We start from the raw sequence: 16,350 nt of genomic DNA on the forward strand, positions 1-16,350 counted from the left end.
GCTCAGCCGGCACCGAAACAGACGAAGCTCGGTGGCTGGTTGCCGCGTACGGCCTCCGCCAGTGCTGCTGCCGGCGGCCGGCCGGCGACGACCGCCCGATGGTAGGCGGCCATGATCTCCATGGCCGCCTCGTCGGCGACCCGGCTGACGCTCGCGACGACAGTGGCGGTGCCCGCGGCGAGCAGGGCCGTCGGCATCCCGAGCGCCTCGTCGCCGTGCCGCACATCGGTCAGGCCCAGGTCACAGCTGGACAGGACGACGGTACGCGGGGCGGTCCGCAGTTCCTGCACGTCATATCCCATCAGCGGACCGCCGGCCAGCTCCAGCGTGGAGAACAGAGGGTTCTCCATCTGGTGCTGCCCATGCGCGGCGATATGGGCGAGGCCGACGCCCGCCATCGCCGCGAGTGCCGCCGCCGGGGTCGCCTCCGGCCCGGTGAGCAACGCGGCACCTCGGTGCAGCGACGCCACGGCCCGGGCCTCCGCCTCACCCCGGGGGATTCCCGGTCCCGCCACCACCGTCACCGCCGACGACTCAACGGTGGGCCTGGCATCGTTCAGGCGGCGTCGGGCGGCCAGCCAGACCGCGACCGACGGCGCCACCGTGACCGACCGGGACGCGCACGCTGGCAGGGCGTGCCAGGGCGTGGTCAGCAACAGCCCGGTCGGGACCACCACCAGCTCCCGGTCGCCGACCAGCGGAAGCACCGGGTCGAGCACCATCGAGCCCAATCGGTCGGCGTTCCGACGCGTCGCGTCGCGGACCACGGCCGCCAGCCGGGCGGGCATCGCCCGGCCCGCCTGCGCGTCCAGGTCGGCGCGTAACCGTCGTACCGCCTCCTCCGCCGCGCCGCGATCGCCGAGCACCACCACCGAGGTCGCCCGGTCGGTGACCACCAGTGCACGCAGGACGTCCCCGGCGGCCACGTACACGACGAGCGCCGCGCCGGCCAACTCCGCCGTCACGGCGCTCAGCGGCGCCGGCGTCGGCGGCGCCGCGTCCCGGGGGCCCGGCGTCGCCCAGGCGCGCTCCCGGATCATCCGCCGGAGCCCTTCCATTCGCCCGTGGAAGGCCACGGTCGGGCGGCCCGCGAGTTCGGCCTGCCGGACGCGGTGTTGTAGCTGGCGCAGCTCCTCCAGTGCCTCGGCCGCCACCGGGTCGTCGGGTGGCCGTACCGGCGGCAGCAGCAGCGCCTGGGCCCGGACCCGCTCGGACCACCGGTAGACGGCGTTTGCGGAACCCTCCGCCAGCGCCGCGGTGAGCCCCGCTCGGGCCAGGTCGCGGCCATGCACCGCGGCCCCGGTCTGCAGGTCGGCGCAGCCGAACCGGGCGCGGTGCCGGTGCAGAGCGGTCATTCCGGCCAGCAGACTCCGCCGGGCCTCGGCCGACCGGCCGACCGAGGCCGCCACCTCCGCGCGGGCCAGGTGCCAGAGCAGACGCGTGTCAAGGCGATCGGTCCGCCGCGGTCCGGTCTGTCGCCCGATCAGCTCCGCCGCCCGGCGGGGTCGTTCGGCGGACACCAGCGCCCGGGCCTTGACCATATCGGCGACCCGGGCGTCCTCGGGCAACCCGAGCCGGGCCAACCGGCCGGCCAGCACCCCGGCGCGCCGGGCCACCGTCGCCTGGTCGACCTCGCCGACTGCCTGGTCGGCGCGAAGCTCGAGCAGGGCAGCCAGGGCGGCACGGCGGACGTTCGTACGGCCGAGGAACGCGGCACGGGCGTGTCGGGCCCACCGCGCGGCAGCGACCGGCTCGCCGGCAAGCAGAGCCGCCTCCGCGCGAACCTGGAGAGCATCCGCGTACGTGTGTCCGAGCTGCTGCTGCGTCGCCCGCTCCACCGCGCTCGCGAGTTGACGCTCGGCCTCGCGGTACAGCCCTGCGGCGACCAGCGCGCGAGCCCGTTCCACGGCCAGGTTGGCGAGCCGGCCCGGCGCGAGCGCCCGGTAGTCGACGTCGGAGCGGGCGAACGCCCGCAGCGCGGCGGGCAGGTCACCCGCGATCACGTCGAGACAACCCAGATTCGTCCGCGCCATGGCCACATGCAGGCCGAGCCCGTGCCGGGCGGCGACCTCGGCGCAGCGCAGCAGGTCGGCCCGGGCGAGCCGTACGTTGCCCGCCTCCAGGTGCACGAGGCTGCGATTGTTGAGCGCCTTGACCAGATCGGACGGGTGCGTGAGGTCACTCAACAGGTCGACGGACTCGTCGTACTGGCGCAGCGCCTCCTCGTTGCGGCCGCTGCGTTTGAGCAGCAGGGCCCGCTGGCCGAGCAGGATCGGCCGCTGTGGGGGAGCCACAAGTGTCTCGGCCTCGTCCAGCAGCCGGAAGCCCAGCTCCACCCGGCCTCGCTCGGACTCGGCCCAGGCGAGACTGATCAGCAGGCGGGCGTGGATGTCGCGCAGGGCCGGGTGGCTCTTCGCCAGCCGCAGGCCCGCCCGCAGTTCCCGGGTGGCCCGCCCTGGCTGGCCGGCGTCGCTGGACGCCAGACCGGCCGCGTGCCAGCGGGTGGCCCGGCGAGCCAGCGCGGTCGGGTCCATGTCACAGGGCGAGGGCCGGCGTGACCACCTGGGGCGCGTGCTCGCCGCGTGCCGGGTGCACCACCACCTGCGCCAGGCCGTGTGGCACGCCGTCCAGCACGAACCGACCGGACGCGTCGGACTCCACCGTCTGGGGCGGGTCGGGCGCGGGGTACCGCAGTTCGACCCGTACGGCGGCGCCGGGCGCGAGCCAGCCGTCGATCCGGACCAGGCCGTCGGGCCGGTCCACGATCGTGATCATCACGGTTCGACTCTCCGCGTCGAACGTCAGGGTGCGGGTCCGTTCCGTGCCCCGCACCGCGCCGACGAGCTGCTCTTCGCGCAGCCGAGCGACCTCCCGGTCGACGTCGTCGAGTGCCAGCACAAGGCGTACCCGGTCGTCGAGGTCGGGAGGCGGCGGGTCGAGCTGGGCGAGCACCGAGGCCAGCTGGTCCAGAATCACCTGGTCCAGGTCATCGAGCGGCTGGTCGGAGGAGTGCGGGGTGGTCATGTCGGGCTCCACGTCGAGTCGGCGGCCAGCATCTCCCGCAGCTTCGCCAGGCACCGGCCGCGGGTCGGCCCGATGCTGCCGCGCGGCATGCCCAACGCCTCGGCCACCGCCGTGTAGTCGGGGCGGTCGACGTGCGCGACGATTCGCAGCAGCGCCCGGCACCGCTGCGGCAGCCGCGCCACGTGCCGCCACAGCGCCCGGTCACGTTCCTCGGACAGCAGCAGGTCGGCCGGGCCGGGCTCCGGGTCGGGCGAGGACTCCAGCCTCGCCGCGTCATGCGGCGTCTGCCGCTGTGCGAGCCCCCGTACCCGCCAGGACTCCCGGCGGGTGGTGGTCACCAGCCACGCGGTGAGCGCGCTCGGGGATCGGATGGTGTGCAGTCCGCGTACCAGCTCCAGCCAGGTCGTCTGGACGACGTCGGCCGCCTCCTCGGCGTCGAGGCCCTGTGCCCGGGCGACGTGCCACAGCAGCGGGTTGAGGTCCCGGACCACCTCGTCGAGGGCATCCCGGTCGCCAGCCCTGGCCTGCTCGAGGCGTTCGGCGAGGCGGGCCGCGCGGTCGAGTGACGCGCCTGCCCGGTCCACCGGCACGTTGGGCATGTCGTCAGTCCAACAGTCGCACGGGTGCCGGCACCAGCCTCTGGGCGAGCCGGCCCGCGTACCGGGCCGCCGCGAACGAGGTGCCGGTCCAGTAGGCGTACGCGCCCAGCTCGACGAGCGGTGCCGTGGACAACGGCATGATGCTCACCGCGTTGGTGCCCTCGTGCCACTGGCGCACCCACACCCCGTGGTTGCTGTACGGCGCCCGGGCGGTCGGCGTCGCGCAGGCTCCGACGCTGACGACCGTGAGCGTCGGGTCGACCGCGAAGGCAGCCGGATAGACGGGGTTGTCCGTACCGTCGTTCCCGGCCGAGGCGACCACCGGAACCCGATGGTCCGCCAGGCGTTTGAGCGCCTTGCGGACCGGCTCCATCTCTTCGTCCTGGCCGACCAGTGGGCGGCCGAACGCGGTCAGCACGACGTCGACGCGGTGACCGTCGCCGACCCGGTCCGCCAGCCAGTTCAGCGCGTGTGCCGCGTTGAGGTCGCTGACCCGGCCCGCGTCGCTCATCACCCGCAACGAGAGGATCCGCGCGTCGGGCGCCTTGAGGCGGATCAGTCCGGCGAGGAAGGTGCCGTGCCCCCAATGACTACCGAAGTCCGGATCGTCATCCTCGCCGCGGCTCTCCTGGCCGGCGACCTCCGCAAGAGTGCGCGGCGGCGTCCATCCCTGCGCTTCCTCCCAGTACGGCTCGCCGTCGGTCTCCGCCAGCCAGTCGTGCTCCCGTACCCCGGTGTCGAGCAGCGCCACCACGGGCCGTCCGCCCGGTAACTGGCTGGCCGGGCGCCGTAGGGGCTTCGGCAGCATCACGTAGTCGGGTGCCGGAAGCCACGCAACGGTGCCATGCCCGCTCTTGCAGCCGCTGGCCCGGAAGTACGGGTAGAGAGTGCTTTCCGGTCGGGCGTCGTCCTCCACCGTGGCGGCAACGCACTCGTAGTCGGGGAGGCACTCCGGCACGTCGACGTCGGATCGGCTGGCCAGCCGGCGGATGGCCCGAGCCACGGCCACCGGGTCGCCCGCAACGGGCAGCTCCACCAGTTCGACGGCGGGCGGTGCGGGGGCAACCGGCGGGGACAACGGCTGGCCGAGACCAGCCTCGGCCAGCAGCTCGTTGAGGCGCTCGACCGTTTCCGGACGCTCCGCCACCCACGCAGGCACGAGTACGACGTCAGGACGGTACGGGGAACGGGACACCTGACCTCCCGGTAGTACGACCGATGCACTGAGGTCCGTCCTGCGCCCGGCGCGGGGCGGCGGGCCACCAGCACAGTTGAGCACGTTCCGCTGCCGCCGCCAATGGCCCGGTCGTCGCATCGACGACAGCCATTCGACGTGTATCTCACGAGCCCGTCCGCTCTCCTGCTGTGGATGGGTCGCACGCCCCGTCTCGACGGAACCCGGGTCGAGACGTTGCCGCACGCGCCGCGGCTACGCCCTCGAATCGGGCAGCGCTGGCGCGTTCGCGGCGCTGGGCGGGCAGGACGCCGGAGGATTCGCCAGCAGCGGTGTGTCGAGGGCGACTGCGGCTGCCGGCATCATCGGGCACGATCGTCGCATGGTCGGCATCAGCCAGGAGTCCCCTGACGAGACCGTGCTGCGGCTGCGGCAGGTCATCGCGGCTGCGGAGCTGGTCATCTTCGATGGTGAGTGGTCGTTTCACGAGGCGCCGCTCACTCAGCCACCGGCCCTGACGGTCGACCTGCTTGCCGTCGTGCGCGACGAGGACCGGTGGTCCTGGCTCGCGCCAAGCGGCGGCGCGACCGACGGCGAGTGCTTCACGGTCTTCTCGTTCCACTTCCCGCCGGGCGTGGACAACAGCGGGTTCGTCGGATGGCTGGCCACCGAGTTCAAACACCGGCTGGGTACGGGGGTGTTCGTCATCTGCGGCCACAACAGCGACCGCGGTGGCATCTACGACTACTGGGGCTGCCCGGCGCAGGTCGGCGCCGAGGCTGTGCAGGTCCTTGGTGACCTGCGCGCCGGTCGGTAGACCTTTACGGCACGACTGACGGGGGCACGCACCTTCGTCGAGAGCGAGGCCCCCTGTCCAGCGGCGAGGCCCACAGTGTGCCTCCGACACCGCAGCCACCGGGCGCGCCGAATTCGTTCCACCTTGCGCCCATCCGTCTCCGGCTCGGCCTCGAATGCCTCATGACAACAGCAGTGACGTACAAGCATTTGAGGAGTTCGGATGAAGCGACGCCTTTTTGCCTCGGTTGGCGTGATCGCAGTGCTGGCCCTGTCCGCCTGCGGCGGCACCGACAGCGACGACGGTGCCAGCGGCGCGCCGAGCACGTCGGCCAGCGCGCCGATGGCATCGGCATCGCCGTCGACGATGATGTCGGGTCAGTTCGGCTCGGGATGCGCCGCCGTGCCGACCGATCCCTCCAACCCGGGTAGTTTCGACGCGATGGCGAAGGTGCCGGTGGCAACGGCCGCGTCCGGCAACCCGCTGCTGTCGACCCTCGTGACTGCCGTGAAGAAGGCCAACCTGGTCGACTCTCTCAACGGCGCGCAGGGCGTCACGGTGTTCGCGCCGACCAATGACGCGTTCGCCAAGATCCCGAAGGCGGACCTGGACAAGGTCCTGGCCGACGACGCCATGCTGAAGAAGGTGCTGACCTACCACGTGGTGCCGACCCAGTTGTCGCCGGACACCCTGGCGGGCACCCACAAGACGTTGCAGGGCGGCGACCTGGAAGTGACCGGCAGTGGCTCGTCGTTCACCGTCAACGGCACCTCGATGGTCGTCTGCGGGAACGTCTCGACGGCCAACGCCACCGTGTACATCGTCGACACCGTTCTGATGCCCAAGAGCTGATGGCGTCGACCGACATCGAGCCCCGGCCGGCGACCCGCCGGTCGGGGCCGTCCCTCAGCATGACCGCCTTCCGCGGCCCCGTCGTCGGCGTGCTGACCGCCGGAGTGACCCTCGCCGTGGCGCATCTCCTCGCGGCGCTGCTCGCCCCCGTCTCCGATCCGGTGCTGGCAGTCGGCGGTGTCGCCATCGACCAAGCACCGCAGCCCGTCAAGGCGTTCGCCATCCGCACCTTTGGCGCCCACGACAAGATCGCACTCCTCGTCGGCGTCTACGCGCTGCTGGCCCTGGCCGCGGTTCTGCTCGGCGCGGCGGCGGTTCGACGACGACGCTACGGTCTGGCCGGCCTCGCCGTGTTCGCTGCCGTCGGCGCGGCCGCCGTTCTGTCCCGTCCGGGTGCGACGCCCTCGGACGTCCTGCCGGTGCTGGCAGGTGCGGGTGTCGGGTCGGCCGCGATGCTGGTGTTGGTGCGCGCCGCCCGAACGGTCCGGGTGGGCGCGTCGAGCCGGCCGAGGCTGCTCAACCGCCGTCAGTTCCTGGCCACGGCGGCAGGGGCAACGCTGAGCGCCGGTTCCACGGCCGCGATCGGCGAGGCTGTCGGTCGCGGCAGCGCGCTCGGTGACCGTTCCCGTGCCGCCGTTCGTATCCCGCCGCCCGTGCGCCCTGCGCCGCCGCTACCCGCGGCTGTCTCCGCCGGCGTCGACGGAGTCTCGGCGTTCCTCACCCGCAACCGGGACTTCTACCGGGTCGACACGGCTCTCACCGTCCCGCAGGTCGACGTGAAGACCTGGCGACTGACCCTCGACGGGGCGGTCGACCGTCCTCGTACCTGGAGTTTCGAGGATCTTCTCGCCCGTGGCCTCGTCGAGCGTGACATCACCCTCAACTGTGTCTCGAACGAGGTCGGTGGCCCCTACATCGGCACCGCCCGCTGGATCGGCGTCCCCCTCGCCCCGCTGCTGCGCGAGGCGGGCATCCACGCCGGGCAGAACCAGCTGGTCAGCCGCTCGGTGGAGGGTATGACCATCGGCACTCCGCTCCAGGCGATCCTCGACGGGCGCGACGCGATGCTGGCCGTGGCCATGAACGGCGAACCCCTGACCCTGGAACACGGCTTCCCCGTCCGCATGCTCGTGCCCGGCCTCTACGGCTATGTGGGCGCCTGCAAATGGCTCACCTCGATGAAGCTGACCACGTTCGACGCGTTCGACCCTTACTGGGTGCAGCGCGGCTGGGCCGCCGACGCGCCCGTCAAGACCGCATCACGCATCGACACTCCGCAACCCTTCGCCCAACGCCGTGCCGGACCTCTCATGATCGCCGGGGTCGCCTGGGCGCAACGGCGGGGGATCACCGCCGTCGAGGTGCAGGTCGACGACGGGCCGTGGCAGCGGGCACTGCTCGCCGACGGTCCGTCGCCGGACCTGTGGCGGCAGTGGACCTACCGCTGGGACGCCACCCCCGGCAGCCACACGTTGCGTGTACGGGCCACCGATGCCACCGGTGCGACCCAGACCGACGAACGGGTCGCGCCCTTCCCCGACGGCGCGACCGGCTGGCACAGCACCACCGTCACGATCACGTGATCGGGTGCCTGCCGTCCGGCGGACCGTCAGCGACATAGTCGAAAAAACCTCGTCCGGCACCAGTCCAGCGACCGCCACGGCACGAATCCCTCACGACCGCACCCGAGTAGCAACGCCGTATGCACGCGGAACGGAGACGTGGAGTGCACTGCCGCGACAATGTCATCGTCTACCCGCGCCTCGCTCACGCGCACGTCGCCAAGCATTCGAGCATGCGGCGGCAGGCTGAACGGCCGCCAGCACAGGAGAGGACATGCCGAGGATGAGCGGTGACCCGGAACACGTGCGGCGGTTGCGGTCGGTGCCGCCGGACACCGTCACGCCGAGTCCTGACGAGCTGTTGTCTCGGGTGGCGCGGGGTGAGGAGGCGGCGTTCGCGGCGCTGTACGACACCGTGGCCGGCCGGGTCCTCGGGCTGGCCCGCCGGGTCCTGCGTGACCCGGCGCAGGCCGAGGAGGTGACGCAGGAGGTGATGGTCGAGGTGTGGCGTACCGCTGGCCGCTTCGAGGCCGGTCGTGGCTCGGCCTCGGCCTGGATCCTGACGATGGCGCATCGCCGGGCTGTGGATCGGGTGCGCTCCGAGCAGGCTCACACCGACCGCAGCCGGCGCGTCGCCGCGACCGAGACGCACGTTCCCTACGACGAGGTCGTCGAGGACGTCACGGCCCGGTTGGAGAGGGAACAGGTCCGTCGCTGTCTGGGCCGCCTGACACCGGTGCAGCGGGAGGCGGTGACCCTGGCCTACTACGGCGGCCACACCTACCGTGAGGTCGCCGAGAAGCTGAACACGCCGCTGCCGACGGTGAAGACGCGGATGCGCGATGGACTGATCCGGATGCGCGACTGCCTGGGCATCGACATGGAGGGACGGGCATGAGCGCCGACATCCACACCCTCGCCGGCGCGTACGCCCTGAACGCGGTCGACGAGCTTGAGAGGGCGACGTTCGAGCGGCACCTGGCGGACTGCGAGTCGTGCCGTCTGGAGGTGGCCGAGTTGCGGGAGACCGTCGCACGGCTCGCCGACGATACGGTCGTCGAGGGCATGCCGCCGGCTCTACGGGAGCGCACCCTCACGCAGGTGGCGCGCACCCCGCAGGTGCGTACCGCTGCCGTAGGAGACAGCGGCAGAGGGCGGGCTGGCAGGTGGCGGCGCCTGACCGCGGCCGCTGCGGCGGCCGTGCTCGTGGCCGGCGGCGCGAGCGCGGCCACCTGGGCCGTGACCAGTGATCGGATCAGTGACGAGCGGGCCAGCAGTGACCAGGCGCGGCAGATCGCCGCGGTCCTGGATGCCCCGGACGCCCGGGTGTTCGAGCGGTCGCTGCAACCCGGCGGCGCCGCGACCGTGGTGGTCTCGCGCGACCGGGACCGTGGGGTGGTGCTGCTGCGGGACCTGCCCGAGGCCGGCCCCGGGCGGATCTACGAGCTGTGGCTCATCCGGGGTAGCGAGCCCCGCAAGGTCGGACGACTGGCAGAGGGCGTCCGGGAGTCGACCATGGTCGTCGGTCCGGTCGCGCAGGCGGGCAGCTTCGGCGTCTCCAACGAACCCGTGGGCGGTTCCGTCGTCCCCACACGAATCCTGGGTACGGTCGAGCTGAGCTGAGCACGGTGAGCACCCGCGCCTCTGTGGCAACGTCAAGTACCGGCCGGCAGGCAGGCAGGCAGGCAGTAGGGCGGCTACCACGAGACCGCCCTCAACCGTCGATGAGCATGTGTACGTGGAGCGCGTCAGGTCCGTGCCGGACTGCGATGATCGACGCGTGACGTACATCCCTGACCTGGCGCCCTATGACTACCACCCGGGCGCCCCGGACGCCCTCGCCATTGGATGGCTGGATTCGAGCATGCCCTTCACCACCGGAGCCTGCCCCCGCGACGTGCGAGATCGCTTGGTAAGCCTCGGCACCACACCGGTACGGCTCATGCGTGGCTACCACTACTGCCAGTTCTGCCCGGCTGCGGTTGAGCCGCACGTGACCGGGGTCGACACTCGGCTCCCCGAAACGTCCGATGTCGCACGCGGGAACGGCGAGATCTGGCTCACCGGAGTGGGCGGAACGAACTTCGCCGCACCGGCGCTGATCGGCCACTATGTCGAAGAGCATCGCTACCTGCCACCCGATGGCTTTATCGAGGCGGTTCGGACCGGTGTCCCCACCCCCGGTGTCGCATAGCAGCGTCCGGCTCCTACCGCACTCGGCTGGCCCCGAAGTATGCGCTGACCGCCGTCGAACACGGCTCTGGTCATCCTGAACCGCGACGGTTGCGCAAACTTCCCACCGGCATGATCCTGCCGTCGACCGGCCCACCCCAAAATGACGCCTCTACCCCTGTCAAGGCGCCATGATGACGCAGCGCTCCGTCCGGCCGCGCTACTGCAGCAACTCGGCGTGTGGATGCTCCGGCGACACCGGACAGACGTAGAGCTGCAGGTTGAACCCGGCGATGGACACCAGGCTCGGCCGCGCCGGGTCCGGGTGGGCGTTCCGCATGGCGGCGTCTCTGTCCTCGTAGGGGATCCAGCTGTGGTTGCTGTCGTCCCACTCGCTCGAGGCGATCGTCAGCAGTGGTTCGAGCGGTGTTCCGCAGCTCTGGCAGGGCAGCGCCTGAGGGTCGATGAAGCTCCAGGGCGCCCAGCCGCCGACCTTCCAGCCCGGTGCGACGGACAATTCGTACTGGTAGAACGCCGACTCTGCCTGGTCGTACGCGCTTCCCGGGGCAGCGTCGGCTTTCTGCCGAGCACTCCACTGCTCCACCTGCTCGCGCAGACCCTGCTTCAGCTCCAGCGGCGCGGGATACTCCGTCACCTGCTCGGGATGGACGAGGCACGGTTGCGGCACGTAACCCTCATGTTGGACCGCGACGGGTTGCGGGGGAGTGACGACCACGTCCGTGAGTCGGGTCGAGGAGCGCCAGAACAGCGCCGTCCTGGGTATCTGCTGCTCGGGGTGGTCGAACGGGCACCACAGCACCTGCACCATGTCCGCCTGCTCGGGCACACGGAGATGGGGCACGTCGCGACGATAGAGCTGGGCGACGGGCAGCAACGCCACCGGCTCGTCGGGCCAGGGGCGGCCACCATCAATACGATCCACGACCTCCTGCTCCTGCGGTGTGAACAGCATGTCACCGGCAGGACGGTTGTTCGCAGCCGTGATGAGCTGCCGCAGCAGTCTCACGTCCTGCACCGTCGTCGCAGGTCGGCCGTCCGGTTGGTGCGGACCATCGCAGAACGGCCATGCCTCGGTGACCGGCCACAGCAGCGGCCCGCCGACCGAACTTTGGCGAACAGACGGTGAGCCGGGACGTGGGTGCAGGCGTGTCGTCGTGCGTGCCAGCGGCGCCAGTTGCGGGAACACCGCCGCGATGTCCGCCGGACGTGGCGGGGTGCTGCGGGGGGCGCCGGCTGTCGATGACCCGGGACCGTCAGTTTCCAAGGTTGACCACCGCTCCGTTGACCGTCCGATTGTTGGGCACCATACTGCCGCTGAACAGGGGCTGCGTCGTGCCGTCGGCCTTCTGGACGGTAGCGCTCATGGTGACCGACGTCGGGATGGTGCTGGTGGCGTCGCGGTACTGCGCCGTCACCTCGTAGTACACCGCCTCGCCGGCGTTCAACCGTCCCACCGCTGTCTGGGCGGTCTGCTCGTACGTGCGCATGCTGGGCGTGCCGGTGTTCATGCCCACCTGCCAGCAGGGGACCAGGTTGGCCGCGATGCCCTTGCCTCCGAGGACGTTGGCGACGAGGTGGCACCGGGCGAGACTGCCGCCGCCGTTTCTGGCGGCGAACGATTGCGCGTCCTGCCAGCCGGTGATGTCTCCCTGAGCGGCGGTTCCCTTCGCGGCGGGCCTGGTGATGCAGGCGGTCGCCTGGCTTGCCCGAGCACCGGGACCGCCTGGGGGAGTGGTGGTCTTGTTGCGGTTGGCCACCGGTTGTGTGGTGTTCACGATCCACCCGCCGCCGCTGCCCTGCGCGCCCGGCGGACGGGAACTCACGCATGTGCTTCTGCTGGGCGAAGGGGAGACGGTGGCGGGTGCGGGCGATGCGCTGGCGCTCGGCGCGGCCGTGGGCGTCGGCTGCCGGCGGGTACGGGCGTCGTCGAGCCACTCCTGCAGCTCGTCGAGGATCCGCTGGACCTGCACGCGTGTCACCGCCCGCGCCAGCACCTGGGCCTGCGCCGCGTAGACGTGCGCGCCGCGCTGAGTACGGGCCCGCAGGTACCAACTGGTCCAGGTGGGGGACACGTTGGTGCAGCTGAGTTGGCCAGTGGCGTTGACCGGCAGGGTGCCTGTGGTGGCGCAGCCGCCGACTGGTCTGCCATCACCGGTCATCGTGACGGTCATGGTGGCGCTGGCGGACTTGGGCGTCTGCAGGTCCTTGCCCACGAAGCGGCTGCTGATGGTGACGGTTATCCGGCAGGCGCCGGGACCGCATCCGGTGAAGCGGGCGTTGCCCTTGGCCGTGAACTGGTAGGACAGGTCGAACGAACTCTCCAGCTCCTTGGCCTTTCCGGTCAGGTCGCGGAACAGGGCATCCACCTCGGCTTGCCCCATGTCGGCCACCCGGATCCGTCCGGGCAACGTCGGTGCGGCAGGGGCCATCCGCCGCCAGCTGACCTGTCGCGAACCACCACTGCCGGCCCCAACAATGGAGGTGTGCGCGGCGCCCTGCAGCGTCGGCATGCCGGGCAGTGTCGGCAGGCTCGGCGGCGACGGCAGACTCGGCAGATCAGGCGCCGAGGGATCAGCGCCCCTGGTCGGCAAGGCCGGCAGGCTCGGCAAGGACGGAAGTGACGCGCCTCCCTCCTTCGACACGATCTGCACCAACCGATACGGACGCTGTGTGCTCACGAAGATTTCGGCCTGAGGGGTGGTGGCCTTCCAGGTCGTCACCCCCTCCGCCGGCGTTGTCTCAGTTGAACGCGGGAAAGTGGCGCCCTCGGCGCGGAGGCGTTCGTCGACGGCGTCAGCGAGGGTGCGGGGCGTGAGAGGCTGCTGGGCGGCGGGACCGGTTGCGGCCCCTCCGGTGAGCCACTTACCGGTCAACGAACTCGACTGCGCGCCGGTGGTGCCAGGGACCGCGAAGCCGTCCGGGAAGCGGACATAGACCTTGCCGCCGATGCTCAAACTCTGCACATCGATGCTACCGAGTGCCATCGTGCTCAGAGACTGGCCGGCACTGGTGGCGCGCGTGGTGACCGCTACGCCCCCCAGATCCGACGTGTACTGCAGCGCGGGTGCCTGCCGCATCGCTTCTATGGCCGCTGTGAAAGCGTCCTTGGTGCCGACCTCGACCTTCTTGCCTCCGCCGGTGCAACCGGTGAGCGCTAACAAGGCCACCGAGACGCCGCACAGAAGGGCCTGCCGCCGCCCGCTCATAATGTCCTCCCCGTTGGACCGACTGAGCCGCGAAACGTCAACGGTAGAGCGAGACATTCGTGATCGCTGTCTGGTACCTGACGACCTTTCACGAAAAAGGCGGTGCGGTTGATGCGTTGTCAGGCTGGCAAGGTCACCTGCCGTCCAACACCCGCTGATGGGAGGTGTCGAGTGCGGCCTGGACAACGGGCTTCCACTGGGCAGCGAAGGCATCCGAGAATCGCTCATGGTCCGACCGCCGCTGGATGTTGCCCACCTTCCGAGCGCGGTGTTGGAGCAGATGATGGCCAAGCTCGTGCAGCAGTACGTCGAAACGCATGAAGTCCCGCAGCCGAGCCGCTTCGCGTGCCGGTTGTTCGTAGAGAAGGATCTCGCCCGGTGCTCTGGTCCTGCCAAGGACAACCGATCCGAGGTCGAAGTCCTCGGTCTGCCGCAACTCGATGACGCGTAGCCCGTACCAAGCGAAAGCCCCGACGGCCTCCAGCACCTCACGAACGTCACGCCCGCTTGCCGGATGCGCGAATCCCGGTCGCGCTGCATGAACGTGGATCCGTACCCGTTCCACCCCGGGAGCGCGACGGTGCGCCTGGCGCGACCGGGGATCTGTACGCAGGCTTCGGCTCACCTCGCCCATGCTCGGCGACCCCACGATGTGCGACAACCGATTTCACCGCGGAACGTACGTCTCCTCCACAGGGTCAGTACGGCTGGCCGCACACCTTCCAGGCGCCGTCCTCCTTCACCAACGCGAACATGTGCCGGTCGGTGAAGCCGCTGTCCAGCGTCAGGGCCATGTTCACCGTCGCGGACGTGCGGCCGTTGACACTCGACACCTTGACGCCGTTGACCTTGTGGCCGCGGATCTTCGGCTGCTTGGCGACGCCCTGGACGAACGCCTCTCTCGTGTAGCTGACGCGCGTGGCGCTGCACAACAGGCCGTACGCCGCGTCGGCATCGTCCTCCTCCAGGTCGCTGACGAACGACTCAGCGGCCTGCAGCGCGGGATCCGTTGCCCCCTTGACTCCCTTGTACAGGAAGAAGCCGCCGACGCCGGCTCCACCGCAGCACAGCACGACGACCACGCCGACGACGATCAACACGGTTCGCAACGTCCGCCGCTTCGGCGGTGGGGGCACCTGGTACGGGTGGGTCATAGGTGGGGACGGTAAAGGATGCGAGAAGCTCTCGACAGCCGCGGTGGGCATTCCGGCCGTGGCCGATGTTAGGTTCGCAAACGTGACGGTGCAGATCACCGCTGGTGGTTTCCACGCGGCTGACGGTGTCGAAGACTGGCGTTGTCTCTACCACCTGGTCTCGGCCTACTTCCGGACCGGCTCGCTGTCGGCGGGGATCGCGTTCGTCGATGAGATCGGCCGGCTGGTTGGTCGCGACGAGCAGGAGCACCTCAACCTGGACCTGCGCCACGCTGGCGTCACCGTCTCGCTGTCCCGGCGTGACATCTCTCTGGCGCGACGGATATCGGCCGCGGCCCGGGCGCTCGGCATCCCCGCCGACCCCGGTGCGGTGCAGCTCGTCAACATCACCCTCGATGCCCTGGTCAACTCGGACGTGCTGCCGTTCTGGCAGGCACTGCTTGGATACCGGCAGATCGGTGACGACTACCTGGCCGATCCGGCGCGACGAGGCCCCGGATTCGGGCTGCAACCCATGGAGACAGAGCGACCGCACCGCAATCGGATGCATGTGGACATCGCCGTCCCGCACGATCAAGCGGAGGATCGCATCGCTGCCGCTCTGGCCGCCGGCGGACGCGTCGTTTCCGACGCACATGCGCCGATGTGGTGGGTGCTGGCCGACCCAGAGGGTAACGAGGCGTGCGTCGCGACCTGGGTCGGACGCGAATAGCGGAGTTTGACACCATTGCCTTGTGCGGCGACATCCGAGCGAGTCACCAACCTCAGTGCTGGCGGGGGCCGACGTGGCGCTCGTGGGCCTCTTCTCGGCAAAGGACAAGGAGTTCGGCTCAGAGCTGGACGCGTTGGCGGCCTCCGTGGAGGGCCATGGCGGACGGGTGGTGTGCCGGCACGTACAGCGGCGGGGGGTGTCGCTAGGCGGTGCGGCCAAGATGGACGTGCCGTTCTCGCGGCGGACACTGCTCAGCCCGGGCAAGGCGCGCGAGATCGCGCAGGCGTGCCGGGCCGCAGAGGTCGATGTTGCGGTGTTCGTAAACCCGCTCACGGAACACCAGCGGGTCGTCCTCGGCGACATGTTCGGGTGCCTGGTGACCAGCGCTGAAGACCTCTTCGCCAGGTCACTGCACAGCGGTGGCCGGGGGATGATCGGCTGAATCGGGGCAGCGAAAGATGTACAGCGAGTAGCCACGGCCGATCTGCACACCAACGATGTCTGGGGACGCGCTCGGGTTCTCCTCGGACGGGCGCCAGCTGCAATGCATGCCGTTCCAGTCGCCCGAATCCACAGTGAAGATCAGGGTCATCGTGGTGCCGCAGGCAGCACACTCCATCGGGTACGGATCGGTCAGTGACCAGTTCGCGAACCCGCCGACCTTCCACCCGGGCGCCAGCGACAGGTCGCTCTGATAGTGCGGGCGGCTCTCATCGTCGTCATCCCACTCGTCGAGCCGCTCGCGCAGGTCATTGGGAAGTAGGTCGGCGTACTGGTATTCGCGGACCTGCTCGGGGTGCACCACGCACGGGATTGGCAGGTACATGTCGCTGATCACCGGCGACTCGGGAGGCGCTTCGAGTAGCGGGCCGACGGCGGAACTGTTGCGCCAGTAGAGGAAGACGCGAGGGCTGTAGTGCCGGTCCGAGTGGTCCACCGGGCACCACAGCACCTGGAACAGGTCGGTGCCGTCCGGACCGGCGTAGGGCGTGTCCTGCCGATCTTGTAGTGGTTGATCGTTGACGATGTGCCGGTGGTACGTCGTGGTGAGCTGACTGACGAGGCTTGGGCGGTGATC

17 protein-coding genes are annotated in these 16,350 nt (G+C 70.4%); 8 read left to right on the forward strand and 9 right to left on the reverse strand.

The window, feature by feature from the left end:
• Window positions 1–2: 2 nt before the first annotated feature.
• Genes ABZU91_RS30170 through ABZU91_RS30185 form a run of 4 tightly spaced genes read right to left on the reverse strand, consistent with a single transcriptional unit; the run spans window position 3 to window position 4,782 of the window.
• A complete protein-coding gene (locus tag ABZU91_RS30170; RefSeq protein WP_355247827.1) occupies window positions 3–2,534 on the reverse strand; it encodes a CHAT domain-containing protein in 2,532 nt (843 codons plus the stop codon).
• 1 nt (window position 2,535) lies between these two features.
• Window positions 2,536–3,024, reverse strand: a complete 489-nt coding sequence (locus ABZU91_RS30175) for a hypothetical protein (protein WP_355247829.1) — start codon at window positions 3,022–3,024, stop codon at window positions 2,536–2,538.
• Window positions 3,021–3,623 (reverse strand): sigma-70 family RNA polymerase sigma factor, encoded by a 603-nt coding sequence (locus ABZU91_RS30180; protein ID WP_355247831.1) that lies wholly within the window; start codon window positions 3,621–3,623, stop codon window positions 3,021–3,023. The genes ABZU91_RS30175 and ABZU91_RS30180 overlap by 4 nt, the downstream gene beginning before the upstream one ends.
• Window positions 3,624–3,627: 4 nt before the next feature.
• Window positions 3,628–4,782 carry a S8/S53 family peptidase gene (locus tag ABZU91_RS30185; protein WP_355247835.1) on the reverse strand — a complete coding sequence of 385 codons (1,155 nt, stop codon included), beginning with the start codon at window positions 4,780–4,782 and terminating at the stop codon, window positions 3,628–3,630.
• Window positions 4,783–5,179: 397 nt separating this feature from the next.
• Here ABZU91_RS30185 and ABZU91_RS30190 point away from each other — a divergent pair, with 397 nt between their 5' ends.
• From ABZU91_RS30190 to ABZU91_RS30215, 6 genes are all read left to right on the forward strand, one after another.
• Window positions 5,180–5,614, forward strand: coding sequence for a DUF6196 family protein (locus tag ABZU91_RS30190; RefSeq protein ID WP_355247838.1), 435 nt, complete (start codon window positions 5,180–5,182; stop codon window positions 5,612–5,614).
• 201 nt (window positions 5,615–5,815) lie between these two features.
• Window positions 5,816–6,445: a fasciclin domain-containing protein gene (locus tag ABZU91_RS30195; protein WP_355247841.1), complete on the forward strand. Its 630-nt coding sequence runs from the start codon at window positions 5,816–5,818 to the stop codon at window positions 6,443–6,445.
• Between the two features lie 59 nt (window positions 6,446–6,504).
• Window positions 6,505–8,028, forward strand: coding sequence for a molybdopterin-dependent oxidoreductase (locus ABZU91_RS30200; protein ID WP_355247844.1), 1,524 nt, complete (start codon window positions 6,505–6,507; stop codon window positions 8,026–8,028).
• Window positions 8,029–8,290: 262 nt separating this feature from the next.
• On the forward strand, window positions 8,291–8,905 hold the full coding sequence (locus ABZU91_RS30205; RefSeq protein WP_355247874.1) for a sigma-70 family RNA polymerase sigma factor: 615 nt from the start codon (window positions 8,291–8,293) through the stop codon (window positions 8,903–8,905).
• The gene (locus ABZU91_RS30210; RefSeq protein WP_355247847.1) at window positions 8,902–9,630 is read left to right on the forward strand and encodes an anti-sigma factor; all 729 of its coding nucleotides are present in this window, start codon (window positions 8,902–8,904) and stop codon (window positions 9,628–9,630) included. The genes ABZU91_RS30205 and ABZU91_RS30210 overlap by 4 nt, the downstream gene beginning before the upstream one ends.
• 157 nt (window positions 9,631–9,787) lie before the next feature.
• Window positions 9,788–10,201, forward strand: coding sequence for a hypothetical protein (locus tag ABZU91_RS30215; protein WP_355247850.1), 414 nt, complete (start codon window positions 9,788–9,790; stop codon window positions 10,199–10,201).
• 198 nt (window positions 10,202–10,399) lie between these two features.
• Here ABZU91_RS30215 and ABZU91_RS30220 read toward each other — a convergent pair whose 3' ends face one another.
• The 4 genes from ABZU91_RS30220 to ABZU91_RS30235 all read right to left on the reverse strand — a co-directional run bounded on the left by ABZU91_RS30220 (window position 10,400) and on the right by ABZU91_RS30235 (window position 14,506).
• Window positions 10,400–11,386 (reverse strand): hypothetical protein, encoded by a 987-nt coding sequence (locus tag ABZU91_RS30220; protein ID WP_355247853.1) that lies wholly within the window; start codon window positions 11,384–11,386, stop codon window positions 10,400–10,402.
• Between the two features lie 67 nt (window positions 11,387–11,453).
• The gene (locus tag ABZU91_RS30225) at window positions 11,454–13,406 is read right to left on the reverse strand and encodes a DNA/RNA non-specific endonuclease (RefSeq protein ID WP_355247855.1); all 1,953 of its coding nucleotides are present in this window, start codon (window positions 13,404–13,406) and stop codon (window positions 11,454–11,456) included.
• A 133-nt stretch (window positions 13,407–13,539) separates the two neighbouring features.
• On the reverse strand, window positions 13,540–13,893 hold the full coding sequence (locus ABZU91_RS30230; RefSeq protein ID WP_355247858.1) for a hypothetical protein: 354 nt from the start codon (window positions 13,891–13,893) through the stop codon (window positions 13,540–13,542).
• Window positions 13,894–14,104: 211 nt separating this feature from the next.
• Window positions 14,105–14,506, reverse strand: a complete 402-nt coding sequence (locus tag ABZU91_RS30235; protein ID WP_355247860.1) for a hypothetical protein — start codon at window positions 14,504–14,506, stop codon at window positions 14,105–14,107.
• A 136-nt stretch (window positions 14,507–14,642) separates the two neighbouring features.
• Here ABZU91_RS30235 and ABZU91_RS30240 point away from each other — a divergent pair, with 136 nt between their 5' ends.
• Both ABZU91_RS30240 and ABZU91_RS30245 read left to right on the forward strand, forming a co-directional pair.
• The gene (locus ABZU91_RS30240) at window positions 14,643–15,272 is read left to right on the forward strand and encodes a VOC family protein (protein WP_355247864.1); all 630 of its coding nucleotides are present in this window, start codon (window positions 14,643–14,645) and stop codon (window positions 15,270–15,272) included.
• A 73-nt stretch (window positions 15,273–15,345) separates the two neighbouring features.
• On the forward strand, window positions 15,346–15,714 hold the full coding sequence (locus ABZU91_RS30245; protein WP_355247867.1) for a hypothetical protein: 369 nt from the start codon (window positions 15,346–15,348) through the stop codon (window positions 15,712–15,714).
• Here the strand turns inward: ABZU91_RS30245 and ABZU91_RS30250 are convergent.
• Window positions 15,679–16,350, reverse strand: a 672-nt coding sequence (locus tag ABZU91_RS30250; RefSeq protein WP_355247869.1) for a hypothetical protein, incomplete at its 5' end; no start/stop codon positions are given. The genes ABZU91_RS30245 and ABZU91_RS30250 overlap by 36 nt on opposite strands.

This window comes from Micromonospora sp. NPDC005174 (genome assembly GCF_040608495.1).
GTDB lineage: Bacteria > Actinomycetota > Actinomycetes > Mycobacteriales > Micromonosporaceae > Micromonospora.